This window comes from Lysobacter sp. HA18 (assembly GCF_054057595.1).
This window is the reverse complement of the sequence record NZ_JBSRZL010000001.1, coordinates 140,724-165,002: the sequence shown is the minus strand read 5'-3', so window position 1 is coordinate 165,002 and position 24,279 is coordinate 140,724. Positions and strand designations below refer to the sequence as shown.

Sequence of the window (24,279 nt, the reverse complement as noted above, 5' to 3'; positions counted from 1 at the left end):
TCTTTCGCCAGCGCGTCGAGCGCCGCCGTCACCCCTTCGGCCACCTTTAGCTCGCTCGATCCGCGCGTGCGCGACACCGAGAACGCGACCACCGGCTTGCCGTCGAGCAGCGCGACCTGCGTCGGGTCGGCGACCGAATCGCTGATGCGCGCCAGCGTGCCGAGCCGCACCGCGCGGCCGTCGGGCAAGGTGATCGCGAAGTTTTCGAGTTCCCGCGCGTCGCTGACGGTCGCGATCGTGCGCAGCACCTGCTGCCCGCCACCGACTTCCGACTTGCCGCTCGGCCGCTCCACCTGCGAACGCGCGAGCTGCGCATTCACGGCGCCCGCGGTGGTGCCGTAGGCCTGCAGCGCATCGGGGTCGAGGTCGATGCGCACCATGCGCTCGACGCCGCCCTGTCGCGACACCTGCGCGACGCCCGGCACGCCGAACAGCGTGCGGGTGATGTCGCGATCGACGAACCACGACAGCTCGTCGACGCCCATGCGGTCGGACTGCACCGCATACGTCATCAGCGCGCCGCCGATCGTGACCTTGGTGACCAGCGGTTCCTGGATGTCCTGCGGCAGGTCCGAACGAATACGACTCACCGCCGCGCGCGTGTCGTCGAGCGCGCCGGCGAGATCGGTTTCCAACTGGAACTCGATCGCGGTGGTGCTCACGCCTTCGGTCACCGTCGAGGTGACGCGCTTGACGCCGGTCAGCGTTGCGACCTGATCTTCGACCTTGCGCGTGACTTCGGTCTCCAGCTGGCTCGGCGACGCGCCGGGCTGGCTGATCGTCACCACCACCATCGGGAACGTGACGTCCGGAAAGCGCGCGACCGGCAGCTTCCAGAAACCCCAGAGCCCCGCCACGCACAGCACGAAGAAGATCATCAGCGCCGGCAGCGGTCGCCGGATCGCCCAGGCCGAAACGTTGATCATCGCGACGCGCCCGTCGTGGTCGTAGTCGTCGCGCTGGCGGGTGGGACCACGCGCACGCGGTCGCCGTCGCCCAGGAAGCCCGCGCCCTGGTCGACCACCTGCGCACCCGGCGCGAGACCGCCGAGGATTTCGACCACGCCGTTCGACGTCGTGCCGGTGTTCACCCGCACGCGATGCGCGATGCCCTTCGCGTCGACGGTGAACACGTAGGGATTGCCGTCGCGTTCGACCACCGTCGATGCGGGCACGACGAGCGCTTTCGCATTGCCGACGAGGATGCGGCCCGGCAGGTAGGCGCCGGTGCGCAGGCCGTCGGGATCGGGCAGGTCCGCGTACACGGTGCCGGTGCGCGTGGCGGGATCGACGCCGGGCGGCACCGCGCGCACTTCGCCTTCGACGTCGCGGCCGTCCGGTGCGTGCACGATCACCGCGTCACCGACGTTGACCGCGGCGAGTTCCACGTCCGCGAGCTCCGCGCGCCATTCGAGGCGACCATCGCGTATCAGGCCGATCAGTTCGGTACCCGCGGCGACGATCTGCCCGGGCTGCACGGCGCGCTTGCTGACGATGCCGTCGTCGGGCGCGCGCAGTTCGGCATAGCTGCGGCGGAGCTTGGCGGCGTCCAGCGATGCACGCACGGTGGCGACGCGCGCGTTCGCCTGGTCGCGCGCGGCGCGCAGCTCGTCGACCTGCCCGGCCGAGATGTACTTCTGCGCGAGCAGCGGTTCGGCGCGACGAAGGTTCGCCTGCGCGAGCGATGCGGCTGCCTGCGCCTCGCGGTAACTCGCCTGCGCCTGCTCGAGTTCGCTCTGCAGCGAACGCGCATCGAGATCGAGCAGCACCTGTCCGCGATGCACGAACTCGCCGACGTCGACGTAGAGACCGGTGACGCGAAGCCCGCTCAGCTCGACGCCCAGCTGCATTTCCTCGCGTGCCGCAACCGGGCCGGACACGCGGATCTCGCGCGGGATCTCCTGCTGCCGCGCGGGCACCACGGTGACGGCCATCGCCGGCGTTTCCGCGGGCGCCTTGGTGGCGTCGTCCTTCTTGCCGCAGCCGGCGAGCGCGAGCACCACGACGGCGAGCATGGGAATGAAGCGGAGCGTGCGATTGCGCATGGGGTCGGGGGATCGGGCCGATGGCCGAGGCCGCCAAGGATACGGGTGGGTATGTGGTGGGGGGAGTGCAGGCCGCGGCATCACTCCGCGTCGCGGTATTCGATCAGGTCCCACAACGTGCCGTAGAGGTCGCGGAATACCGCCACCGTGCCGTAGTCATGCACAGCGGGCGGGCGCACGAACTCGACGCCGGCGTCGACCAGGCGGCGGTAATCGCGCGCGAAGTCGTCGGTCTGCAGGAACAGCGCGACGCGGCCGCCGGTCGAATCGCCGATACGAGCCGTCTGCTCGTCGGTCGACGCACGCGCGAGCAACATCGACGTGCCGGTCGATCCCGGCGGCGCGATCAGGACCCAGCGTTTGTTCTGCTCCGGGCGGTAGGTGTCCTCGATCAGTTCGAAGCCCAGTCGGCCGACGTAGAACGCGATCGCCTCGTCGTAATCGCGAACAAGCAACGTGACGTGGACGATCGACTGGCGCATGCGCGTCAGGCCACCGGCAGGCCGAAGAAATCGCGCGCGTTGCGGGTGGTCGAGATCGCGACCGTCGCCACATCCTCGCTACGATCCCGCGCCAGCTCTTCCACGATATGCGCGAGGAACGCCGGCTCGTTGCGCCGATCCTTGGGCAGCGGCTTCAACGTGCGCGGCAGCAGGTAGGGCGCATCGGTTTCGATCATCAACCGGTTCGCCGGGATGTGCGGAACGATCTCGCGCAGGTGCTGGCCGCGGCGCTCGTCGCACAGCCAGCCGGTGATGCCGACGTGCCAGTCGCGGTCGAGATACGCGAAGGCTTCCTCGCGCGTGCCGGTGAAGCAATGCACCACCGCCGGCCCGAGGCGGCCTTCGAAGTTCTTCATGATCGCGATGAAGTCATCGTGCGCATCGCGTTGATGCAGGAACAACGGCTTGCCGGTATCGACCGCGGTCTGCAACTGCATCTCGAATGCGCGACGCTGCGCCGGACGCGGTGAGAAATCGCGGAAGTAATCGAGCCCGCATTCGCCGACGGCGACGACTTCGTCGTGCGCGAGCAGCGTGCGCATCTCGGCATCGCATTCGGCGGTGTACTCGACCGCATGATGCGGATGCACACCCGCTGTCGCGAACAGCACGCCGGGGTGCTTGCGGGCCAGCTCCAGCGCCATCGGCGAATGCTCGCGGCTGGCGCCGGTCACCACCATCCGGGCGACGCCCGCTTCGAGCGCGCGGGCGATCACCGCGTCGCGGTCGCGATCGAAGGAGTCGTGGGTCAGGTTGGCGCCGATGTCGATGAGCTGCACGGGGATGCGTCGCGGAAAGCAGGCCGCGATTCTAGCGACCCGGCGCGCACGGGCTGCGAGAATGGCCGATCCCGCCCGGCTCGCGCATTACGTGCCCTTCCCCATCGATTCCCTGCTGCCGCGTATCCGCGAGTCGCTCGCGGCGCACCCGCGCCTGGTGCTCGAAGCGCCGCCGGGTGCGGGCAAGACCACGCAGGTGCCGCCGGCGCTTCTCGATGCGCCGTGGCTCGGTGATCGCAAGATCCTGATGCTGGAGCCGCGCCGCGTCGCCGCGCGTGCCGCCGCGATGTTCATGGCGAAAAGTCGCGGCGAGGAAGTTGGTCGCACCGTTGGCTACCGCATCCGCTTCGACAACCGCGTCTCCGGCGAGACGCGCATCGAGGTCGTCACCGAAGGCATCCTGACGCGCATGATCCAGGACGATCCGATGCTCGACGGCATCGGCGCGATCCTGTTCGACGAATTCCACGAGCGGCACATGGCCGCCGACCTCGGCCTCGCACTCGCGCTGGATGTGCAGTCGCAGCTGCGCGACGACCTGCGCATCGTCGTCATGTCGGCGACGCTCGATGGCGAACGGCTCGCGAACTTCCTCGACGCGCCGCGGCTGTCCAGCGAAGGTCGCAGCTATCCGGTCGAGATCGCGCACCTTCCCGCGCGTCGCGACGAGAAAAGCGAACATCAGGTGCGACGCGCGATCGAACATGCGCTGGCCACGCATCCCGGCGACCTGCTGGTGTTCCTGCCCGGGCAACGGGAGATCTCCCGCGTGCAGTCGCTCGTCGAACATGTCGACGCCGACGTGCTCGCGCTGCACGGCGAACTGCCGGTCGAACAGCAGTCGCGTGTGTTGCAACCGTCAACGGACGGACGTCGACGCGTCGTGCTCGCCACTAACGTCGCCGAATCCAGCGTCACGCTGCCGGGTGTGCGCGTGGTCATCGACACCGGCGTCGCGCGCGAACCGCGATTCGATCCGGTCAGCGGTTTCTCGCGTCTCGACGTCGTGCCGATCGCGCAGGCGTCGGCGGATCAGCGTGCCGGTCGCGCGGGCCGGGTGTCGGAAGGCTGGGCGTATCGGCTGTGGCCGCAGTCGCAACGGCTGGAACCGCAGCGTCGCCCCGAAATCGCGCAGGTCGATCTTTCGTCGCTCGCGCTGGAGCTCGCGCTGTGGGGTGGCAGCGACCTGCGTTTTCCCGATGCACCACCGAATGGCGCGCTCAACGCGGCGCGCGACCTGCTGCAACGTCTCGGCGCACTCGACGGCACCGCCGTCACGCCGCTCGGCAAGCGCATGCTCGCGCTCGGCACACATCCCCGTCTAGCCGCCATGTTGCTTGCACCGACCGATACGCGCGAACAGGCGCTGGCCTGCGATCTCGCCGCGCTGATCGAAGCGCGCGACCCGCTACGCGCGATGCCGGGTCGCTTTCGCAGCGACGCGCTCGCCGATCGCTGGCAGGCGCTAGCAATGTTTCGCAGCGGCCGCGCACCCTCCGACGCGTCGCGCAGCGCGCTCGCGCAGATCGACCAGTCGGCCAAGCAATGGCGCCGCCGCCTGCGTCTCGATGCGAGTCCGCCCGCGCACGCACCGCCGCACGCGCTCGGCGATGTGTTGCTTCATGCATTCCCCGACCGCATCGCACGTCGCCACCCGGTCGATGCGCTGCGTTACCAGCTCGCCAGCGGCCGCACCGTGCGCCTGTTCGACGAGTCGCTGCTGCGTGGCGAGCCGTGGCTGGTGGTCAACGAACTTCGCGACGAGATGCGCGATGCACGCATCCTGCAGGCGGCGCCGCTCGATGAATCACGACTCGAACGCGACTTCCCGTCGCGTTTCGTCACCGAGGATCGCGTGGTCTGGGACGTCGACGCTCGCGCGATCAGTGCGGTGCGCGAGCGTCGCTTCGATCGCATCGTGCTCGACTCGCGACCGCTACCGAAACCCGATCCCTCGCGCTACGCCGATGCGCTGGTCGACGCCGTGCGACAGCTAGGGATCGACGCACTACCGTGGACCGAGTCGCTGCGGCAATGGCGAGATCGCGTGCGCGGGTTGCGTGCATGGATGCCGGAAATGACGGATGCATTGCCCGATCTGTCCGACGACGTGTTGCTCGCATCATTGGACACGTGGCTGAAGCCCGCACTAAGCGGAAAGACAAGACTGGACGCACTGAGCGAACAGGATCTCGGCGAAGCATTGAAAGCCGGTGTCGACTGGTCGTTGCGACAACGCATCGACGCGCTCGCACCGACGCGTATCGCGGTGCCATCGGGCATGGAGCGTGTGATCGCCTACGCGACGGACGTCGACGGCACACCGCAGTCACCCGTGCTCGCGGTGAAACTGCAGGAGCTGTTCGGCCTCGCCGACACGCCACGCATCGCCGACGGCCGCGTACCGCTGACACTGCACCTGCTTTCACCCGCGGGCCGACCCCTGCAGGTCACGCAGGACCTGCGCGGCTTCTGGGAACGCACGTACCCGGAAGTGAAAAAGGAAATGAAGGGCCGCTACCCGAAACATCCGTGGCCTGACGATCCCTGGACCGCGAAGGCGACGCATCGTGCGAAACCGCGCGGGACGTAATCCGTCGTCCTGGTGGCTCAAAGCTGCGCGACGTGGTGCGCTAACGCCTCTGCACACGTAGGCTTCTGCTTCGTATCGCCTGTTAAAAGGCCGTCTGAGCCAGCGGCTGTTCAGCGAACGCGCTCGGTTGTCACGCGGCTTCGACGAATTCACGCCAACACTGTCGGTCGATTCCCCGCAGGACACCGCACATGAGCACGCTGGATCGTCTCCCCGAACGCATGATGGACCTCGCAAGCACCGCCGGCGATCGCATCGGCCAGCTGGCGCCGCGCGCGAGCGAGTGGCTGGATGCCGGCGCGAAGCTCGGCGCACTCAAGGGCGCGTCGAAGGTCGGCATGAAGGTCGTCCGTCGCAACCCGGTCGTATTCGGCGCGGCATTGGCCGGCGCCGGCCTGCTCTGGTACGCCGCCCGTCGTCGCGCCAAGCGTGCCGAGAACGGCAATGGCGATGCCATCGAAGGGCGTTCGCGCCGCATCGAGGCACGCAGCGGCGACGCCGACACCACGGCAAGCACCACGCGTACGAAGCGTCGGACCGCGGGCGCCCGCCGCGCGTCGACGAGCCGTTCGCGTTCGCGCAGCGAGCCGCGCACCGAGCACTGAGTTTTAGCGGAGGTCGGCCCGGGCCGACCCGTCGATGCCGCCGGCTTCCGGCGGCATCTTCGTTTGTGCGATCGGTCAAAGGCGCGGTCGACGCAAAGTCGAGCGCAACGATGCGTCGTCGACAACGCGCGACTTACGCGCTCTGCGGCAGCTCGATCACGAAACGGGCGCCGCCATTCTTGCGGTCTTCGTACCAGAGCTGGCCGCCGGCCTTCTGGATGATCTGCTTCGCGAGCGACAGGCCGAGGCCCGACGAAATGCCGTCGTCGCCCTCGTGCAGGCGCACGAACGGCTTGAACAGCTCGCGCTGCTTGTGCGCGGGAATGCCCGGGCCGCGATCTTCGACCACCATCTGCCAGTATCCGGGCGCACCGGGACGCGCGGCGATGGTGAGCTCGCTTTCCGGCGCGTACTTCATCGCGTTGGTGACGAGGTTCTCGCTCACCTGGCGCAGCACGCGCTCGTCGATGCGCACATGCACGTCGTGCGACGGGCGCTGCGCGGTGACGCGGATGCCGCGCGCTTCCAACTGGTATTCGTAGCGCTGCACCAGCCAGTCGAGCGTCGCGGTGAGCGATGCGCTTGGCGCAACGGCGTCATCGTCGCGACGACCGGTGCTTTCCAGGTACTGACGGATGTAGCCGAGCGCATCGGTTGCGCTCTCGTGGATCATCGTCATGTAGCGCGGCACGCGCTCGGGCTTGGTCGCGCCGGTGATCAGCATCTCACTGGCGAACAGCACCGACGAGAGCGGATTCTTGAGGTCGTGCGCGACGAGGTTGACCAGTTCCTCGCGCTCGCGCGCCACGCGCTCGAGGCGGTCGCGCGTGAGCTTCAAACCGACGTGCGCGGACACGCGCGCGAGCAGTTCTTCCGGCAGGAAGGGTTTGGTGACGTAGTCGACCGCGCCCGCATCGAACGCGCGCAGCAGAAGGTCGCGATCCTGCGCGGCGGTGACGAACACCACGGGAAGACTCGGCCGGCGCAGCACCTGCGCGCATTTCTTCCATCACCTGGAAGCCGTCCATGCCGGGCATCATCATGTCGAGCAGTACGAGATCCGGCGGTTCGTTCTCGCAGATCTCCAGCGCCTTTGGGCCGCTGTCCGCGGTCACCACCTGATAGCCCTGCCGCGAAAGCAGCATGCCGACGACGCGCAGGTTCGCCGGTTGGTCGTCGACGACCAGGATTCTCGCGGCAGTACCGGTGGTGCTGACCATTCGCCCTCGCGACGTCTGCGCCCATCCGTGGCGCATTCAGGAGTCATCGACCTTAACAGACGACCCCGTTTTATGCCGTGGCGCCTATTCAGACTCGGTGAACGATTCACCGCGCGCCGTTGCGCGCACTCACGAAACGCGGCGCCACGTGCCCGGTTCGAGGTCGTCGACACGATGTTCGCCGACCGCGGCGCGCACCAGTCGCAGCGTCGGCAGCCCGACCGCCGCAGTCATGCGCCGCACCTGCCGGTTGCGGCCTTCGGTGATGACGAGCTCGAGCCACGCGTCCGGCACCGTCTTGCGAAAGCGCACCGGCGGATCGCGCGGCCACAGCGTCGGCGTTTCGATGCGACGCGCCTGCGCCGGCCGCGTGAGTCCATCGTTGAGCATTACGCCCCGGCACATCGCATCGATCTGCGCGGGCTGCGGATCGCCTTCGACCTGTACCCAGTACGTCTTGGGTTGCTTGTGGCGCGGATCGGTGAGCCGATGCGCGAGGCCGCCGTCGTCGGTGAGCAGCAGCAGGCCTTCGCTGTCGTGGTCGAGCCGGCCCGCGGCGTACACATCCGGCGGCAGGCCGAAGCCCGCGAGCGTCGGCCGCGGCGGCGTGCTGCGATCGGTGAACTGGCAGAGCACGCCGTAGGGCTTGTTGAACGCGATCAACATGACGATGCGGCGTCGACCTGTTCGCGACGGTTCTGGCGCCGTACTGCGATGCCCGTGGCGACGTACAGCACCGCCATCGACGCCGGAATCGCAACGTTCGCGTGCAGCGGCATCGCCCATTGCAGCGCCGCGCCGATCACCGCGCCCGCGACGCCGAGCGCGTAATACGCCGGCGCGCGATACAGCCATCCATAGGGAAGGAAATGCGCGCCGAGCATCGCCGACAGCGCGAACGCGACGAGCCGCGCGTCCACCAGCAGCAGCGCGACGATCAGCGGCCAGCCCAGGATCTGCGCGCCGGTGATCGCGCCGACCATGCCGCGGAACTCGCTGCCGCGCGCCGTGAGGTCGCCGCCGAACACCCGGTTGAGCAGGTAACCGCCGGGATATACCAGCACGCCACCGATCACGAAGAACAGGCCGATGCGCGCGGCATCCAATCCGGCGAAGGCGGCGACTACCGCCATCGCCAGCCAGAACACCGCACTTGCGAGCGTCATGCCGACGCCGCGACGCGTGATCCGCACGAGCCGCCAGCGCGCCGCACCGAGCGGCACGCGCGTGGCCCATGCGGGCGACGGATCAGGCATGCGGCTTGACGAAGCGCAGCGTCATGCGATCGCTCTCGCCGATCGCCTTGTACTTCGCGTCGTCCTTCGCATCGTGCGAATTGGTCGGCGGCAGCGTCCACACGCCGCCCGGATAGTCCTTGGTGTCGCGTGGATTGGCGTTGACCTCGCTGTTGCCGACGAAGTGGAAGCCCGCCGCCTCGGCCATCGCAATCAACTGCTTCTGGCCGACGTAGCCGGTCTTGTCGTCGTCGCCGACGTCGGCCTTGGCGCGATGTTCGACCACGCCCAGCGTGCCGCCCGGCTTCAGCACGTCGAAGAAGGCCTTGAACATCTGCGGCGCCGTGCCGGCCATGCGCCAGTTGTGCACGTTGCGGAAGGTCAGCACGACGTCCGCGGACGACGGCGCGCCGAACACCGGCGCCTTCGGATCGAAGCCGACGATCTTTGCGCGGTCGTAGTGCGGCTTGTCGGCGTCGAACTTCTGCTGCAGCTGGTCGCGGTTCTTCGCGTAGTACGTGCGGTTCTTTTCGTCGGGCTGCGATGCCGGGTCGACCACCGCGGCGATGTACTGGCCCTTGTCGCGCAGGTAGGGCGCGAGGATCTCGCTGTACCAGCCCGGCGGCGGCGTGATCTCGATGACGGTCTGGTCGTTGCGCACGCCGAAGAAGGTCAGCGTCTGCTTGGGATGGCGGTAGACGTCGCGCGCGGCGTTCTTCGGGTCGCGCCAGCTGCCGTGGATGGCGGTGTCGAGCGCGCTGGACATGGCCGCGTTCGGTTCGGGCGACTTCGTGGCGGCAGTGGCGCCGAGCGCGAGGACGGAGGTCGACAGGACGGCGGCGAGCAGGATCGTGCGCATGGGTCGCTCCAGCAGGGGATGTGCGCGGAGCTTACCGGCAGCGCGTGGCGGCCGCCGCCGAACTGCAACGCGCGCGGCATCGTCGTGTCATCTCGGCGCGCGAGGCTGCACGTGTCCCCCGACACCGAGACCGCCGCCATGGATCTTTTCCGCAGCCCCGGCATCCAGCCGACACCGGTCCCGCTTTTCAGCTCCGGCCTGGCGTGGACGCGCCGCTACGGCAACGTCCGCAATGTGCGCGACGACGCGAACCCCACCGCCGCCAACGATGCCGACGCGCTGCCCGCGCCCGGCGTCGACCAGGACTTCGAGGAGTACTTCTTCGAGTAAGGGCAGCTTCGAGTGAGGGCAGCGCCGGGCGGGGAAGGGAAGGCCCCGCCCGGCGAGCGGGTCAGCCGCGCAGGCCGTCGATCACCGCGTTGAGCGTCGCGCTCGGGCGCATCGCGGTGGCGAGCTTGCCCATGTCGGGCTTGTAGTAGCCGCCGATGTCGACGCCGTGGCCCTGCACGTCGACCAGTTCCCTGAGGATCTGCGCTTCGCCTTCGGTCAGCGCCTTCGCGACCGGCGCGAAGCGCGCGGCGAGCTCGGCGTCCTGCGTCTGCGAGGCCAGCGCCTGCGCCCAGTACTGCGCGAGGTAGAAGTGGCTGCCGCGGTTGTCGAGCTCGCCGACCTTGCGCGCCGGGCCGCGGTTGTTGTCGAGGATCTGCGCGTTCGCGCGGTCCAGCGCGTCGGCCAGCACCTGCGCGCGCGGGTTCTTGGCGAAGTTGGCGAGATGCTCGAACGACGCCGCCAGCGCGAGGAACTCGCCCAGCGAATCCCAGCGCAGGTAGTCCTCTTCGACGAACTGCTGCACGTGCTTGGGCGCGCTGCCGCCGGCGCCGGTTTCGAACAGGCCGCCGCCGGCCATGAGCGGCACGATCGACAGCATCTTCGCCGACGTGCCGAGTTCCATGATCGGGAACAGGTCGGTGAGGTAGTCGCGCAGCACATTGCCGGTGACGCTGATCGTGTCCTGGCCCTTTCGGATGCGCTCGAGCGAGAACTTCATCGCGTCGACGGGCGACAGGACGCGGATGTCCAAACCCTTCGTGTCGAGCTCGGCGAGATAACGCTCGACCTTCGCGATCAACTGCGCATCGTGCGCGCGGTTGGCGTCGAGCCAGAACACCGCCGGCGTGTTCGACAGGCGCGCGCGGTTGACGGCGAGCTGCACCCAGTCGCGGATCGGCGCGTCCTTGGTCTGGCACATGCGGAAGATGTCGCCGGCTTCGACGGTCTGCGACAGCAGCACGTTGTCGTCGGTATCGACCACGCGCACGGTGCCCGCAGCGTCGAGCTGAAAGGTCTTGTCGTGCGAGCCGTATTCCTCGGCCTTCTGCGCCATCAGGCCGACGTTCGGCACGCTGCCCATGGTCGACGGGTCGAACGCGCCGTTCGCCTTGCAGTCCTCGATCACCACCTGGTAGATGCCGGCGTACGAGCGATCCGGAATCACCGCCTTCGCGTCCTGCAGCTTGCCCTCTGCATTCCACATGCCGCCGCTGTCGCGGATCATCGCCGGCATCGAGGCGTCGACGATCACATCAGACGGCACGTGCAGGTTGGTGATGCCCTTGTCCGAGTTGACCATCGCGACCGCGGCGCGGTTCGCATACGCCGCCTGCAGATCGGCTTCGATCGCCGAGCGCGTCGCGTCGTCGAGCTGCGGCAGGCGCGCGTACAGGTCGCCGATGCCGTTGTTCGCGTCGAAGCCGATGCGGGAAAGCGCGTCGGCATGCTTCGCCAGCGCCTCGCGATAGAAGCGCTTCACCGCGACGCCGAACATGATCGGGTCGCTGACCTTCATCATCGTCGCCTTGAGGTGCAGCGAGAACAGCACGCCCTGCGCCTTGGCGTCGTCGATCTGCGCGTCGATGAACTGCGCGAGCTTCGCGGTGTTCATCGATGCGGTGTCGATGACTTCGCCGGCCTGCAGCGACGTCTTTTCCTTGAGCACGCGCGTGGTGCCGTCGGCGCCGACGAACTCGATGCGCACGTTGGTCGCGTTGGCGACCGTCGTCGACGTCTCGCTGCCGTAGAAATCACCGCCGTCCATGTGCGCAACGTGCGACTTCGACTCGCTCGACCACTTGCCCATGCGATGAGGATGCTTGCGCGCGTACGCCTTCACCGACGCCGGCGCCCGGCGGTCGGAATTGCCTTCGCGCAGCACCGGGTTCACCGCCGAACCCATCGCACGGCCGTAGCGCGCCTTGATGTCGCGCTCGGCATCGTTGGCCGGCTCTTCCGGGTAATCGGGCAGCGAATAACCCTTGGCCTGCAGTTCCTTGATCGCGGCCTTGAGCTGCGGCACCGAGGCCGAGATGTTCGGCAGCTTGATGATGTTCGCGTCCGGCGTGGTCGCGAGCTGGCCGAGTTCGGCGAGGTCGTCCTTCACCGCCTTGTCGCCGAGTTCCTTCGGGAACTGCGCGAGGATGCGCGCGGCCAGCGAGATGTCGCGCGTCTCCACCGCGATGCCGGCGCTGCGCGCGAAGCCTTCCACGATCGGCAGCAGCGAGGCCGTGGCCAGGAAGGGCGCTTCGTCGGTCAGCGTGTAGATGATCTTCGGGGTGTTCGACATGGAGGCACTCGCGGGATCGGGCACGCGCGGGTCGCGGCGTGCGGAGGCGATGCGGGCATCGCGGGACCGCGCATTGTCGCGTCTCGCCCGCCACCGCGGCAAAGACATCACGGCATGACTGCATTCCGCCGAAGCCGCCGTGCGACGGCGTACGGCCGCTCAGGCAGGCGCGGCCGTGCGGATCCAGTCTTCGGCACGAAGCGGCGCGAGGCCGTGCGCGGTGCGTGCTCGATCGCACTGCTCGACCGGCGCGCCGTGTTCCCAGCTGGCCTGAAGCTCGCGACACGGCGACGGCCGCTGCGCATAGATGCCGCAGGAGCTGGCCACGCCGACGACGCCGCGCAATGACGTGCACCGCATCGCAGCGCCGCCGTAGGTGCCGCGCATGACGACGCGGTGCGGGTCGAGGGGTTCGGTGAGCGCGGCAGGCGTCAGGCCACCGGGCGCGTCGTCGGTCTCGGACCAGTGGAAGGCGACGCGGAAGTGGGCGCAGCAGGCGCCGCAGGACAGGCAGGGATGGACCATGGCGCCGTGGTGCGGAAAGGCGCGGCCATTATCGCCGACGGCTCAACCCTTCACCGGCTCGCGGTGGCGGCGCGTGTGCCAGCGGCCGTGGGCGTCGAGGCGTTCCTCGGTGATCGTCATCGGGTCGCGCGTCGCGTCCTCGGTGCGGCGGTACACGGCGACCAACCCCTTCGCACCGTTGGTGTATTCGACGTACTCGTGCCAGCAGCAGCCGCTTTTCGCCCAGGTGCCGATGCGGTGGCGCTTGGCGTCGACCTCGAACATGCCGAGCGTCTCCTGCGTGAGCGAGCCCAGCGCGCCATCCTCGACGAAGCGCCCGCTGCGGGCGTCGAACACGAAGACGTCGTAGGTCGGACCGCCGTAGGAGCCGTCGTCGCCGGTGCGCAGGGCGAGGTCGTCGTGGCCGTCGAAGTTGAAATCACCGGCGATGAGCATGGACTGCTCGCCGTACATCGTCGCGTCGTTGGTGCGCGCGACGCCGCGGTCGTCGACGTCGAGCTTGAGCGTGTCGACGCGCAGCGCCGGGATTACGCGACCGCCGTGCGGCTTGAAGCTCAGCGTCGCCGGGCCGATGCAGGGCGATTCCACGTCACTCGCGTCCTTGCAGGCGAAGCGCGGGTGCACGGTCAGGTCGAACTGTTTCGACACGCCGCGCAGCACGTAGTCGCCGGCGTGCGCGAACAGCGGCAGCGTGGCCAGCAGGGCGATCAGCGGTGTGCGCAATGGGCCGGTCCGTCGAATGGGCCATCCATTGTCGCCGACGCATGCCTAGAATCGGCCCGGACGGCGCGCGGGCGCCACAGGCAGGGAGCGGCACATGGGCGTTCTGGATTTCATCAAGGGCCAGGCCCTCGAGATCATCGAGTGGACCGACGACTCGCGCGACACGCTGTCGTTCCGCTACCCGGACGACGACAAGGAAATCAAGAACGGCGCGCAGCTGATCGTGCGCGACAGCCAGCTGGTGCAGTTCGTCGCCGCCGGCCAGTTCGCCGACCTGTTCGGCCCGGGCAAGCACACGCTCAAGACCGAGAACATCCCGATCCTGTCGCGCATCCTCGGCTGGAAGTACGGTTTCGAATCGCCGTTCAAGTGCGACGTCTACTACCTCAACACCCGCGCGTTCACCGGCAACAAGTGGGGCACGGCGAACCCGGTGATGATGCGCGACGCCGACTTCGGCCTGGTGCGGCTGCGCGCGTTCGGCACGTACGACTTCCGCATCGTCGATGCGCCGAAGTTCCTGCGCGAAGTCGCCGGCACCGACCAGAATTTCCGCCTCGACGAGTTCGAAGGCACGATGCGTTCGCGCATCGTCAGCGTGTTCACCGAAGCGCTGGCCACCGCGAAGATTCCCGCGCTCGACATCGCCACGCGCTACAGCGAAGTCGGCGATGCGCTGCTGCCGGTGGTCAACCCGATCATGCAGGGCAAGTACGGCATCGAGATCAGCTCGTTCGTGGTCGAGAACGTGTCGGTGCCGCCGGAAGTCGAGCAGGCCATCGACAAGCGCTCGGGCATGGCGGCGGTCGGCAACCTCAACGACTACGTGAAGTTCCAGATGGGCACCGGCATGGGCCAGCCCGGCGCCGGCAGCGTCGCGGCGGCGCCCGCGGAAATGGCGATCGGTTTCGCGATGGCGCAGCAGATGGCGCAGGGCATGAACGCGCCGGCCGCGGCGGCTGCAGCGACGACCGCCGCGCCGACGCTCGACGTGCTCACCCCCGAGCAGGCCGCGCAGGCGCTGGGCGTGTCGGCCGAAGACGTGATCGCCGCGATCGACAAGGGCGAGCTCAAGGGTCGCAAGATCGGCAACGCGTACCGCATCGCGCGCGCGTCGCTGGACGAGTACCTGCGCGGCGCCTGATCGATGGCCGAGCCGCTCGCACCGGACGCGTCCGCCACGCTCGACAAGCGCGCCTGCCCGGAATGCGGCGGCGACCTCGAATGGAACGCGGCGAAGCAGGCGCTGGTCTGCCCGTTCTGCGGCACCGTCGCGCCGTGGAAGCCGGATACCGCCACGCCCGGCGCGATCGTCGAACTCGACCTCGCCAATGCGCTGGCGAAAGCGGATGACGGCGGACGCGGCTACGGCGATGCGCGTCGCGAAGTGCAGTGCCAGAGCTGCAAGGCCATCAGCGTGTTCGAGGCCGACAAGGTCGCGGCACGCTGCGCGTTCTGCGGCTCGCCGGCGATCGTGCCGTACACCGCGCTGAAGGATGCGATCACGCCGCAGAGCCTGCTGCCGTTCCGCATTCCGGAACCCGAAGTGCGCGACGCGATCCGCAAGTGGTACGGCACGCGCTGGTTCGCACCGAACCGGCTCAAGCGCGCCGCGCTCACCGACACGCTGCGCGGCATCTACCTGCCGTACTGGACGTTCGACGCGCACGTGCACGCCGCATGGACCGCGGAATCGGGCACGTACTACTACACGACCGAGCAGACGATGCGGAACGGTCGTATCGAAACGCGCCAGGTGCAGCACGTGCGCTGGGAACCGGCGTCGGGCGAGCTCGATCATTTCTTCGACGACGACCTCGTGCCCGGCAGCGAAGGCGCGCAGCGCGACCTGCTCGAAAAGATCCAGCCGTTTCCCACCACCACCGACCTCACGCCCTACGCGCCGGAATTCGTGCGCGGCTGGACGGTGGAGCGCTACCAGGTCGACCTGCGCCTGGCCGCCGACCTCAACATGACGAACATGGAGTTCGAGGTGCGGCGGCTCTGCGAGCAGGCGGTGCCGGGCGACACGCAGCGAAACCTGCAGGTGCAGTCCACGTATCACGGCCGCACGTTCAAGCACGTGCTGATGCCGGTGTGGCTGGTGAGCTACACGTATGGCGCGCGCAGTTTCCAGCTGCTCGCCAACGGCTACACCGGCACGATCGCCGGGCAGCGGCCTTACAGCTGGGTCAAGATCACATTCGCGGTGCTCGCCGCATTGATCGCGTTCTTCGTCTACATCTGGCTCAACGGCCAGCAGTGACGCGACACCGCGCGGCGACCATGCCGCGCGGCGCGAACCTCAGGCCGGGCTGCGCGATTCCATCGCGTGGGCGACGGCGTCCGCCAGTGCTTCGAGCATGATCGGCTTGCCGATGTGCGCATTGAAGCCGGCAGTCACCGACTCGCGCACATCGCTTTCGCGCGCGAAGCCGGTCAGAGCGACCAGCGGCAGCGTGGCGAAGCGCTCGTCGGCACGGATGCGACGCGCGAGTTCGTAGCCGTCCATCTCCGGCATGCCGAGGTCGGACAGCACGATGTCGACCTTCTCGCGGTCGAGCACCTCCAGGGCTTCGGCGCCGCTGTACGCGCGCAGCACCGTCGCGCCTTCCAGTTCGAGCAGGCGCGACAGGCCGTCGACCGTCGCCGCGGTGTCGTCGACCATCAAAAGCCGCAGGCCCTGCCACGGTTGCGCGGTCGGCACCGGCAGCGCGCGACGCGGGCGGCGGCGCGCCGGCATGACGCGCGGCATCCACACGTTGAACGTGGCGCCGTGGCCGATGCCCGCGGATTCGGCCTCGATGCGGCCGCCGTGCAGCACCACGATCTCGCGCACCACGGCCAGCCCGATGCCCAGCCCGCTCTTGCCGCTGAGCGCGCGGCCCGGCGCCTGGCCGAACATCTCGAAGATGCGCGGCAGGAAGTGCGGTTCGATGCCCAGCCCGGTATCGCGCACGGTCAGGCGGCAGAAGCGCGCCTCGGCCTGCACGCCGATGCAGATGCGCCCGCCGGCCGGCGTGAACTTGATCGCGTTGCCGAGCAGGTTCCAGATGATCTGCTCCAGGCGCGAGGCATCCGCATGCACCAGCGGCGGTTCGTCACCGATCTCGTAGTCGATGTCGAGGCCGGCACTCGATACGTCGGCACGCGCGACCTCGACGATGTTCTCCACCAGCGCGCCCATGTCGACCGCGCCCACGCTCAGCTGCAACTTGCCGGTGCGGATGCGCGACATGTCGAGCAGGTCGTCGATGATCTTGGTCTGCCCGCGGATGGCGCGGCGGATGCCTTCGATGGACTGCTGCACCAGCTCGGCTTCGCGCACTTCCGGCGCACGCGCGACCAGTTCGGTGTTCACGCTGATCAGGTTCAGCGGGTTCTTGAGTTCATGCGACATGACCGCGAGGAAGTCGTCCTTCAGCGCGCTCTCGGCCTCGGCCTTGGCGCGCTGCGTGCGCGCGGTGGTGAGTTCGGCCTGCGCACGCTCGGCATCGGCGAGGCCGCGCGCGGTGTCGAACACCACCTGCACGTAGCCGTTGAAATGCTCGGTGCGCACGCGCGTGAGCGAGGCGCGGCAGAGCAGGCGCGTGCCGTCGCTGCGCATGCACCAGTGCTCGTCCTCGATATGGCCTTCCGTATCGGCGCGACGCATGCGCTGCGCATGGTTGGTCGTCATGTCGTCGGGCACGCTCAGGCGCCCGACCGACTCGCCCACGATCTCCGCCGCCGCGTAACCGAACATGCGCTGCGCGCCGTCGTTCCAGGCGGTGATCACGCCGGTGGCGTCGAACACGATCATCGCGTGCTCCACGCCGTGGATCGCGACGTCGCGCAGGCGGTCCTCGGCCACGTCGACGCGTTCCTGCGCCATTCGCAAGCGCGTGACGTCGACGAAGGTGAGCACCGCGCCGTCGATGCGGTTTTCGGTGGTGCGATACGGCAGCGCGCGCGCGACGAACAGCTTGCCGTCCTGGCTGCGCACTTCGCGTTCCACCGGCATCAGCGCCTCGAACGCGGCGGTGGCGTCGGCGGCGAGGTCGGGGTAATTCAAGCGATGCGTGATGTCGAGCAGACAGCGGCCGACATCCGCGGGGATGATGTTGAAGATGTCTTCGGCGCGCGGCGTGTAGCGTCGGATGCGCAGGCCGGCGTCGACGAACACGGTGGCGATGTCGGTGGACGCGATGAAGTTGCGCAGGTCGTCGTTGACCTTCGCGGTCTCCTCGACCTTGGTCTTGAGCTCGTAGTTGACCGTGATGAGCTCTTCGTTGACCGACTGCAGTTCTTCCTTGCTGGTCTCGAGTTCTTCGGTCGCCGAGCGCAGTTCCTCGTTGATCGCCTGCAGTTCCTCGTTCGAGGCCTTGAGCTCCTCGCTCGAGGTTTCCGACTGCTCGATCGTCGCCTGCATGCGCTCCTTGGTGCGATGCAGTTCCTCTTCGAGGTGCAGCATCACCGCGTCGCGCTCGCTGCCGGTGATGCTCGGGTCGGCGCTCATGGTGTCTTCGACCTCGTCGAACAGCACGAGTACGAATTCACCGCCGGCATCCGGGTCCCGGAACGGACGCGCCACCATGTTGACGAAGAACGGCTTGCCGCCGCGATCGATCTTGACGCGCCGCGCTTCCACGCTCTTGCCGGTGTGCACGGCCTGGAACAGCGCGGTGCGCAGCTCCAGCCGCAGCTCCGGATGCACCACCTTCAGCAGGTTGTGCGACGGCTCGCCGCCGCCGAACTGCAGGAAACGCCCCGCGCGGTCGGACATGTGCACGATGATCGATTCGCGGTCGACGATCACGCTCGGCGGCGCGTAATGCTCCAGCACGCGCTGATGCACTTCGGCGAACGAGAAGCCGCGGCGTTCGGGCGTGGGCGTGGGCGAATCCAGCGGCGTGCGACGCCGCTCGGCGGCATGGATCGGAAACGCCGCGCTCGGCGTGCGCGTCAACGCGAGCGCGCGCGCCCGGTAGATGCGGTTCTTCTTGTCGACCACGTCGAAATACCGCGACGCCGCATCGGCCGATTCCGAACTGCCGAGGAACAGCAGGCCGCCGCGACGCAGCGCGAAATGGAACACCTCGAGCAGGCGCGCCTGGATCTCGCGGTCGAGATAGATCAGCAGGTTGCGGCAGGAAATCAGGTCGAGCTTGGAGAACGGCGGGTCGCGCAGCACGTTGTGCTGGGCGAACAGCACGCGGTCGCGGATCGACTTGGCGATGCGGTAGCGCTGCGGTTCCTTGGTGAAGTACTGGCGCAGGCGGCCGGGCGGCACGTCCGTGATGATCGATTCGGGATACGCGCCCGCGCGGCCGATCGCCAGCCCGCGTTCGTCGATGTCGCTGGCGAACACCTGGTACGCCGCGGGATTCGCGAGCGTCGCGGAATGATCCGCCAGCAGCATCGCGAGTGAATACGCTTCCTCGCCGGTCGCGCAGGCGGGCACCCAGACGCGCACCTGCTCGTCGGGACCGTGCTCGGCGAACAGCGACGGAATCACGTCGCGCTCAAGCGCCTCGAACGCTTCGCGGTCGCGGAAGAAGTTCGTCACGCTGATCAGCATGTCGTCGAGCAGGCGCGAGGTTTCGTCCGGCGTCGCGCGCAGGTAGTCGCGATAGGCCGGCAGGTCGGGCAGCATGTTGACCTGCAGGCGCCGCTCGATGCGGCGCAGCACCGTCGCCCGCTTGTAGTGGCGGAAATCGTGGCTGGTGCGCGCGGCCAGCAGGTCGAGGACCTCGCGCAGCGCCTGCTCGTTGTAGGCGCGCACGTCCGGGTCGTCCGGCAACGGCCGCGCCTCCATGTCCGGCACAGGCGGCAGCGCGATGCGTTGCGCGTTCTCCCACAGGTCGACCAGCTTCTGCGGGATCTCCGCCACCGGCAGCACGAAGTCGACGAAGTCCGTCGCGATCGCGTTGCGCGGCATGTCTTCGTATTCGGCGTCGTCGGGGCTCTGCGCGAAGGTGACGCCGCCGTGCTCCTTGACCCGGGTGATGCCCACCGAACCGTCGGCGCCGGTACCCGACAGCACGATCGCGATCGACCGGTCGGCATGGATCTCGCCGAGCGTGCGGAAGAACAGGTCGATGGCGACATGCTGGCCGCGCGCGCGGCGCGCCGGCGTCACGATCAGCTGGCCGTCGTCCATCCGCAGGTCGTTCTTCGGCGAGATGATGTAGACGTGGTTGGCCTTGATCGCCACCGGCTCGCGCACCTGCAGCACCGGCATGCGCGTGGAGCGCGCGAGGATCTGGTCGGCGCTGCTCTCGTGCGAGGGCGACAGGTGCAACACGATCACGAAGGCCATGCCGGTTTCCGCCGGCATGTTTTCGAAGAACTGTTTCAGCGCGACCAGCCCACCGGCCGATGCGCCGATTCCCACCACCGGGAAGTCCAGATGGCTGGGCCGCCCGCTTTCGGGCTTGGGCATTCCGGTGTCAGCGTTCATGCGTCGACAGTTTGGGCTGATCGTCCATCATGAACCGGCACCGCCTCATGCACCAGCGACGCCGGCATCGCGCGCCACCATGAATCCGTTCGGATTCGGGCACGCCAAGGCCGCTTGCAACGCGCTGCGTCGCGCGTTTGGATAGGCCGTGATCCACGACCGCGGGCAATTCATGGACGTTCGTCCCGTCGATAACTCGACCAGCCATTCGTGCACGCGCGATGTGTGGCTGCATGAGCTGCGCAATGCAGTCAATCGCATCGGCCTGCATTCCGCGCTCGCGCAGCGGCTGCTCGACCTCGGCCGCGATCACGAAGCCGCCGCCGAACTCGCCGAGTGCCGCAGCGCGTGGGACGATTCGTGCCGGCTGCTGGATGTCGCGCCACCCACCGACGCGCACGAGCCAGCCGCCCGCCCGCCGCACTGAACAGCGGGCGCACCTCCGGGGCTGCGCATGACCATCCGCTGGTACTTCGATTTCATCTCGCCGTTCGCCTACCTGCAGCGCCCGCGCGTGCGCGAACTCGCGCGGCAACACGCCATCGAATACCGGCCGATCCTGTTCGCCGGCCTGCTGCAGCGGCTCGATCACAAGGGCCCGGTGGAAATGCCGGACAAGCGTCGCTTCACGTATCGGCACGTGGTCTGGCGCGCGCGACGGATGGGCCGACCGCTGCGGTTTCCGCCGGCGCATCCATTCAATCCGCTCGCCGCATTGCGGCTGTGCATCGCCGCCGGCTGCACCGACGAGGCGATCGACGCGATCTTCGACCATCTCTGGCGTGATGGCCGGCGCGGTGACGATGCGGAATCATTGGCGCCGGTCGCGCAGCGTCTTGGGCTCGATGCCGCGACCGCGATTGCCGATGCGAAGGTGAAGGCACAGCTGCAGGCGAATTTCGATGCGGCCGTCGCCGATGGCGTGTTCGGCGTGCCGACGCTCGCCGCCGACGGCGAAGTGTTCTGGGGCGAGGACGCGACCGCGATGTTCGAGGACTGGCTGCGCGATCGCGATGCATTCGAATCGGGCGAGATGTCGCGCGTTGCGACGCTGCCGGTCGGCGTGTCGCGGCGTTAGCGCTGCCGGCGCGCGCGCATGTTCTTGTCGACGATGGCGACGATGATCAGCGCGAAGAACACCAGCCGGGCGATGAGATAGGGCGTGGTCGCCTCGTCGCGCGCGCCCTGCCAGGCGAACACGGCGCGGTTCACGGCTTCCCAAGCGAACGCAGCGGCGAACCACAGGAACAGGCGGTCGCGGCCGCTGCGCCAGAAGCGCAGGAAAAGGAGCGCGGCCACGGCCGAGCCCATCGAGATCATCCCGAGCATGAACGTCTGCACTCAGCGTTCCTCCATGATCAGGCCGTAGATCAGCGCGCCGAGCGCGAGCACCGACAGGCCCTGCCGCACCGGCCACAGCGCGATGCCCGGAAACACGAGGAAATCCAGCACGAGCACGACGTTCGCCGCGGTGAGCAGGCCGAAGCAGATCGCGCTCCACACCAGCATGCGCGAGCGCACGCGTCGCGCGGCCGACCCGAGCAGCACGGTGCACAGCAGCGCAGCGAGCGCGCACAACGTGTAGATGATCGCGTTCACTCGTCTCTCCGCAACACGAACGCATCGGCGAAGTCGCGCGCCTGCCGGCCCACGCCGGAATGGATCAGTTCCGTCACCGCGACCACGTGCCGGCTGTAAGTCGCGACCAATGTATCGACGAGTCGTTCGATGTCCTGCGTTGCAGGCGCATAGAACGCGCGGCCGTCGTCGATGCGCGCGAGCTGCTCGCGGCAGAGGTCGGCCACGAGTTGCGCGACCTTCGATTCCGGTAGGTACAGGCGTTCGGCGAGTTCGCCGGTCGCCCACCCGTCATCGCGGGAGCGCAGCAGAAGCAGCGCCTCGAGCATCGGAACCGAATGGATCTTGGCGGCGACGAACCGTCGGAGGTCCGGCGCCATCACTGCACTCGCCATGCAGCGATGCTCGCCCGCATGGCACCGCATCGCAACCCCTTGAAGCGAAACGGGTTCCGTGCAAGACGCGGTGTGTGTCGCGATTTCACACGGTGCGTCGACGTCGAACTTCTCAAAAAAAAAAGGCCGACGGCATGTCGCCGTCGGCCTTCGATGTCGTAACGAAGCAGGCTTACTCGATCGGCTGGTCGAGCATCATCTCGCGCACGAAACGCACCGGCGGCGCGCCGTAGCTCAGCACCTGGTCGTGGTAGGCCTTGAGGTTGAACGCCGCACCCTGCTTGGCTTCCACCGCCTTGCGCGTGTCGTACTGCTCCTGCACGCCGACGAAGTAGGTCGGCAGCTGCGCGCTGCTGAGCTGCGTGCGCACCCACTTGCCCGCCGCCTCGCGTTCCTGCTGGAACGCGTCGTGCGTCATCAGATGCATCGCCTGCTCGCGGCTCCAGCCGTCGACATGCACGCCCTGGTCGAGGATCGCGTTGGCAATGGTGCGCAGGTAGAACTTGAGCTGCACGAGGCGGAACAGCGGGTCGTCGCCCATGTAGCCGTTCGTGGCCATCAGGTTTTCGGTGTAGACCGCCCAGCCTTCGGCGAACAGGCCCGAGCGCAGCACGCCGCGCAGCGTCGACGGATAACGCGCGGAATACGCGCCTTCCAGGTAATGGCCCGGCATCGCTTCGTGGATGGTGAGCAGGTGGATCATCCGCGAGTTGTATTCGCGCAGGAACGACTCGGTCTGCTCCTTGGTCCAGTCGTCCGGGATCGGCGAGATCGCGAAATAGGTATCGAGACCCTTGTCGAGCGGGCCCGGCGAATCGCAGTACGCCACCGCGACGCCGCGCTGGAACTCCGGCATCAGGATGATCTTGACCGGATCGTTGGGCACGCTGACCAGGTTCTTGTCGCGCACGAACTGCGTGACCTGCGTGAGCGCGGACTTCGCGGCGTCGACCACGCCATCGCGCGAGGGATGGTCGCGATACGCGAGTTCCAGCGCGGCTTCGATCGCCTTCTGGCGCTGCTCGTCGGTCGGGTTCGCCGGTAGCGGCGGTGCGCCCTTCTTGCCGGCCAGCACCTTCTGCGCGATGCCGTACATCTCGCCACGCACACGCGTCAGTTCGGCCTTCGCGCGTTCGCCGATCTCCTGCCGCGACAGCGACGACATCAGCGCGAACTGCAGCTTCTGGTCGTAGAGCTTGCCGCCGATGCGGAAGTCGCCCTTCGCATTCGGCACCAGCGTCTTGTCGAGCCAGGTCTGCTGCTCGGCGACAGCCTTGCGCAGCTTGGCGACCGCGGCATCCAGGCGCGTGCGATCCGCACCGGTCAGCTGCCCCGCATTCGGGGTGATGAATTCATCGACCAGCTGCAACACGCCGGCGTTCTGCTTGGCGACGGTTTCGGCATGGATCGACGGCACGCGCGCCGGGTCGAGGTTGGCGCGCATCTGCGCGAACAGCGCCGGCAGCTGCTCCATGCGCGCGGTCGCCGACTTCAGGCGCTGCGGCATCGGCGCGAACTCGCGCGCCATCAGGTTGTAGATCGAACCGCCGGCGAGGCCGCTGTACACCTGCGGATCCCACGCCCAGCTCTGGAACGTCTGCATGTTCCAGATGTCGCCCTGCAGCTGGTTGCGCAGGATCAGCGCATCGACCTGGTTGTCGCGCGAGAGCTGCGTGCGGTCGATCGCGTCGAGCTTGGTCAGCAGCTGCTGGCTGAAATCGACGAGCTGCTGGCGACCGTTCGCCGACAGGTCGTCGATGCGATCGTCGAAACGATGATCACCGAGCTGCGTCGCCGCGATCGGGTTCAGCCGCATCCAGCCGTCGAGCCATTCGCTGGTGACCGCCTTGAAGCGGGCGTCGGCGTTCTGCGCGGGCGCGGTAGCCGGCGGCGTCGATGACGTGTTCATCGGTGCAGTCTGGCAACCCGCCAGGACGAGGACGGTGGCAAGGGCGAGGGTCGACGCACGCATGGCGGCTCCGGCTGGCGGGAAAGGCCAAGCATAAGCGGCGGATGAGCCGACGGGCCCGGCCGTGGCGTTCGGCGACCGTGCGCGTCGCTATTCATACGTCGGGAGATGCGCGGTGACACGCGGCTTCGGCATGATGGACCCGGCGCGACGACGTCAAGCTCGCGCGCCGCATGGCCGGCGACCGGT

General features: G+C 68.1%; 22 protein-coding genes and 2 pseudogenes. 7 read left to right on the top strand and 17 right to left on the bottom strand.

Features of this window, described 5'->3' with window-relative positions:
- Window positions 1-53: 53 nt before the first annotated feature.
- From ACVWWW_RS00735 to ACVWWW_RS00720, 4 genes and pseudogenes are all read right to left on the bottom strand, one after another.
- Window positions 54-878: pseudogene (locus tag ACVWWW_RS00735) on the bottom strand (efflux RND transporter permease subunit); the annotation flags it as partial.
- 44 nt (window positions 879-922) lie between these two features.
- On the bottom strand, window positions 923-2,044 hold the full coding sequence (locus ACVWWW_RS00730) for an efflux RND transporter periplasmic adaptor subunit (protein WP_036142189.1): 1,122 nt from the start codon (window positions 2,042-2,044) through the stop codon (window positions 923-925).
- 80 nt (window positions 2,045-2,124) lie between these two features.
- The gene (locus tag ACVWWW_RS00725; protein WP_027083684.1) at window positions 2,125-2,526 is read right to left on the bottom strand and encodes a VOC family protein; all 402 of its coding nucleotides are present in this window, start codon (window positions 2,524-2,526) and stop codon (window positions 2,125-2,127) included.
- Window positions 2,527-2,531: 5 nt separating this feature from the next.
- A complete protein-coding gene (locus ACVWWW_RS00720; RefSeq protein WP_027083685.1) occupies window positions 2,532-3,326 on the bottom strand; it encodes a TatD family hydrolase in 795 nt (264 codons plus the stop codon).
- 61 nt (window positions 3,327-3,387) lie between these two features.
- On the opposite strand from ACVWWW_RS00720, the gene hrpB reads away from it, so the two are divergent.
- Together hrpB and ACVWWW_RS00710 are read left to right on the top strand one after the other, a co-directional pair.
- Entirely contained in the window at window positions 3,388-5,919 is a 2,532-nt protein-coding gene (hrpB, locus tag ACVWWW_RS00715) for an ATP-dependent helicase HrpB (RefSeq protein ID WP_027083686.1), read from the top strand.
- Between the two features lie 191 nt (window positions 5,920-6,110).
- A complete protein-coding gene (locus ACVWWW_RS00710) occupies window positions 6,111-6,524 on the top strand; it encodes a hypothetical protein (protein WP_051235374.1) in 414 nt (137 codons plus the stop codon).
- 133 nt (window positions 6,525-6,657) lie between these two features.
- On the opposite strand, the gene ACVWWW_RS00705 is transcribed toward ACVWWW_RS00710, so the two are convergent.
- From ACVWWW_RS00705 to ACVWWW_RS00685, 5 genes and pseudogenes are all read right to left on the bottom strand, one after another.
- On the bottom strand, window positions 6,658-7,515 hold the full coding sequence (locus ACVWWW_RS00705; protein WP_456998611.1) for a hybrid sensor histidine kinase/response regulator: 858 nt from the start codon (window positions 7,513-7,515) through the stop codon (window positions 6,658-6,660).
- 13 nt (window positions 7,516-7,528) lie between these two features.
- A pseudogene (locus ACVWWW_RS00700) lies at window positions 7,529-7,744 on the bottom strand (response regulator); the annotation flags it as partial.
- A 129-nt stretch (window positions 7,745-7,873) separates the two neighbouring features.
- A complete protein-coding gene (locus ACVWWW_RS00695) occupies window positions 7,874-8,410 on the bottom strand; it encodes a pseudouridine synthase (RefSeq protein WP_027083688.1) in 537 nt (178 codons plus the stop codon).
- Entirely contained in the window at window positions 8,404-9,000 is a 597-nt protein-coding gene (locus tag ACVWWW_RS00690; RefSeq protein ID WP_027083689.1) for a DUF7010 family protein, read from the bottom strand. The genes ACVWWW_RS00695 and ACVWWW_RS00690 overlap by 7 nt, the downstream gene beginning before the upstream one ends.
- Window positions 8,993-9,838 carry a class I SAM-dependent methyltransferase gene (locus ACVWWW_RS00685; RefSeq protein WP_036142191.1) on the bottom strand — a complete coding sequence of 282 codons (846 nt, stop codon included), beginning with the start codon at window positions 9,836-9,838 and terminating at the stop codon, window positions 8,993-8,995. The genes ACVWWW_RS00690 and ACVWWW_RS00685 overlap by 8 nt, the downstream gene beginning before the upstream one ends.
- Window positions 9,839-9,949: 111 nt before the next feature.
- On the opposite strand from ACVWWW_RS00685, the gene ACVWWW_RS00680 reads away from it, so the two are divergent.
- Window positions 9,950-10,168, top strand: a complete 219-nt coding sequence (locus ACVWWW_RS00680; RefSeq protein ID WP_155914399.1) for a hypothetical protein — start codon at window positions 9,950-9,952, stop codon at window positions 10,166-10,168.
- 61 nt (window positions 10,169-10,229) lie between these two features.
- Here ACVWWW_RS00680 and ACVWWW_RS00675 read toward each other — a convergent pair whose 3' ends face one another.
- From ACVWWW_RS00675 to ACVWWW_RS00665, 3 genes are all read right to left on the bottom strand, one after another.
- A complete protein-coding gene (locus ACVWWW_RS00675; protein WP_027083692.1) occupies window positions 10,230-12,458 on the bottom strand; it encodes an NADP-dependent isocitrate dehydrogenase in 2,229 nt (742 codons plus the stop codon).
- Window positions 12,459-12,617: 159 nt separating this feature from the next.
- Complete coding sequence (locus tag ACVWWW_RS00670) at window positions 12,618-12,983, bottom strand: YkgJ family cysteine cluster protein (protein ID WP_027083693.1); 366 nt, start codon at window positions 12,981-12,983, stop codon at window positions 12,618-12,620.
- Between the two features lie 42 nt (window positions 12,984-13,025).
- The gene (locus tag ACVWWW_RS00665) at window positions 13,026-13,706 is read right to left on the bottom strand and encodes an XAC2610-related protein (RefSeq protein ID WP_051235376.1); all 681 of its coding nucleotides are present in this window, start codon (window positions 13,704-13,706) and stop codon (window positions 13,026-13,028) included.
- A 94-nt stretch (window positions 13,707-13,800) separates the two neighbouring features.
- On the opposite strand from ACVWWW_RS00665, the gene ACVWWW_RS00660 reads away from it, so the two are divergent.
- Both ACVWWW_RS00660 and ACVWWW_RS00655 read left to right on the top strand, forming a co-directional pair.
- Entirely contained in the window at window positions 13,801-14,850 is a 1,050-nt protein-coding gene (locus ACVWWW_RS00660) for an SPFH and helix-turn-helix domain-containing protein (RefSeq protein WP_027083694.1), read from the top strand.
- A gap of 3 nt (window positions 14,851-14,853) precedes the next feature.
- The gene (locus ACVWWW_RS00655; protein WP_051235378.1) at window positions 14,854-15,972 is read left to right on the top strand and encodes a Trm112 family protein; all 1,119 of its coding nucleotides are present in this window, start codon (window positions 14,854-14,856) and stop codon (window positions 15,970-15,972) included.
- Window positions 15,973-16,011: 39 nt separating this feature from the next.
- On the opposite strand, the gene ACVWWW_RS00650 is transcribed toward ACVWWW_RS00655, so the two are convergent.
- A complete protein-coding gene (locus ACVWWW_RS00650) occupies window positions 16,012-20,148 on the bottom strand; it encodes a CheR family methyltransferase (RefSeq protein WP_027083695.1) in 4,137 nt (1,378 codons plus the stop codon).
- A gap of 148 nt (window positions 20,149-20,296) precedes the next feature.
- Between ACVWWW_RS00650 and ACVWWW_RS00645 the strand changes: the two genes are divergently transcribed.
- Together ACVWWW_RS00645 and ACVWWW_RS00640 are read left to right on the top strand one after the other, a co-directional pair.
- Window positions 20,297-20,575: a hypothetical protein gene (locus ACVWWW_RS00645; RefSeq protein WP_155914401.1), complete on the top strand. Its 279-nt coding sequence runs from the start codon at window positions 20,297-20,299 to the stop codon at window positions 20,573-20,575.
- 27 nt (window positions 20,576-20,602) lie between these two features.
- Entirely contained in the window at window positions 20,603-21,226 is a 624-nt protein-coding gene (locus ACVWWW_RS00640; RefSeq protein ID WP_027083697.1) for a 2-hydroxychromene-2-carboxylate isomerase, read from the top strand.
- On the opposite strand, the gene ACVWWW_RS00635 is transcribed toward ACVWWW_RS00640, so the two are convergent.
- The 4 genes from ACVWWW_RS00635 to ACVWWW_RS00620 form a co-directional block, all read right to left on the bottom strand.
- Window positions 21,223-21,489: a DUF5985 family protein gene (locus ACVWWW_RS00635; RefSeq protein ID WP_027083698.1), complete on the bottom strand. Its 267-nt coding sequence runs from the start codon at window positions 21,487-21,489 to the stop codon at window positions 21,223-21,225. The two genes, ACVWWW_RS00640 and ACVWWW_RS00635, sit on opposite strands and share 4 nt — an antisense overlap.
- On the bottom strand, window positions 21,490-21,747 hold the full coding sequence (locus tag ACVWWW_RS00630; RefSeq protein WP_027083699.1) for a DUF5985 family protein: 258 nt from the start codon (window positions 21,745-21,747) through the stop codon (window positions 21,490-21,492).
- Window positions 21,744-22,106 (bottom strand): hypothetical protein, encoded by a 363-nt coding sequence (locus ACVWWW_RS00625; protein ID WP_051235380.1) that lies wholly within the window; start codon window positions 22,104-22,106, stop codon window positions 21,744-21,746. The genes ACVWWW_RS00630 and ACVWWW_RS00625 overlap by 4 nt, the downstream gene beginning before the upstream one ends.
- 187 nt (window positions 22,107-22,293) lie before the next feature.
- Window positions 22,294-24,093, bottom strand: coding sequence for a DUF885 domain-containing protein (locus ACVWWW_RS00620; protein WP_027083701.1), 1,800 nt, complete (start codon window positions 24,091-24,093; stop codon window positions 22,294-22,296).
- Between the last annotated feature and the right edge of the window lie 186 nt (window positions 24,094-24,279).

Coding starts and splice junctions, on each gene's coding strand:
- ACVWWW_RS00685 (WP_036142191.1), bottom strand. CDS start 9,838: ATGCGCACGATCCTGCTCGCCGCCGTCCTGTCGACCTCCGTCCTCGCG.
- ACVWWW_RS00710 (WP_051235374.1), top strand. CDS start 6,111: ATGAGCACGCTGGATCGTCTCCCCGAACGCATGATGGACCTCGCAAGC.
- ACVWWW_RS00620 (WP_027083701.1), bottom strand. CDS start 24,093: ATGCGTGCGTCGACCCTCGCCCTTGCCACCGTCCTCGTCCTGGCGGGT.
- ACVWWW_RS00725 (WP_027083684.1), bottom strand. CDS start 2,526: ATGCGCCAGTCGATCGTCCACGTCACGTTGCTTGTTCGCGATTACGAC.
- ACVWWW_RS00695 (WP_027083688.1), bottom strand. CDS start 8,410: ATGTTGATCGCGTTCAACAAGCCCTACGGCGTGCTCTGCCAGTTCACC.
- ACVWWW_RS00660 (WP_027083694.1), top strand. CDS start 13,801: ATGGGCGTTCTGGATTTCATCAAGGGCCAGGCCCTCGAGATCATCGAG.
- ACVWWW_RS00650 (WP_027083695.1), bottom strand. CDS start 20,148: ATGAACGCTGACACCGGAATGCCCAAGCCCGAAAGCGGGCGGCCCAGC.
- ACVWWW_RS00690 (WP_027083689.1), bottom strand. CDS start 9,000: ATGCCTGATCCGTCGCCCGCATGGGCCACGCGCGTGCCGCTCGGTGCG.
- ACVWWW_RS00625 (WP_051235380.1), bottom strand. CDS start 22,106: ATGGCGCCGGACCTCCGACGGTTCGTCGCCGCCAAGATCCATTCGGTT.
- hrpB (WP_027083686.1), top strand. CDS start 3,388: ATGGCCGATCCCGCCCGGCTCGCGCATTACGTGCCCTTCCCCATCGAT.
- ACVWWW_RS00730 (WP_036142189.1), bottom strand. CDS start 2,044: ATGCGCAATCGCACGCTCCGCTTCATTCCCATGCTCGCCGTCGTGGTG.
- ACVWWW_RS00670 (WP_027083693.1), bottom strand. CDS start 12,983: ATGGTCCATCCCTGCCTGTCCTGCGGCGCCTGCTGCGCCCACTTCCGC.
- ACVWWW_RS00640 (WP_027083697.1), top strand. CDS start 20,603: ATGACCATCCGCTGGTACTTCGATTTCATCTCGCCGTTCGCCTACCTG.
- ACVWWW_RS00655 (WP_051235378.1), top strand. CDS start 14,854: ATGGCCGAGCCGCTCGCACCGGACGCGTCCGCCACGCTCGACAAGCGC.
- ACVWWW_RS00675 (WP_027083692.1), bottom strand. CDS start 12,458: ATGTCGAACACCCCGAAGATCATCTACACGCTGACCGACGAAGCGCCC.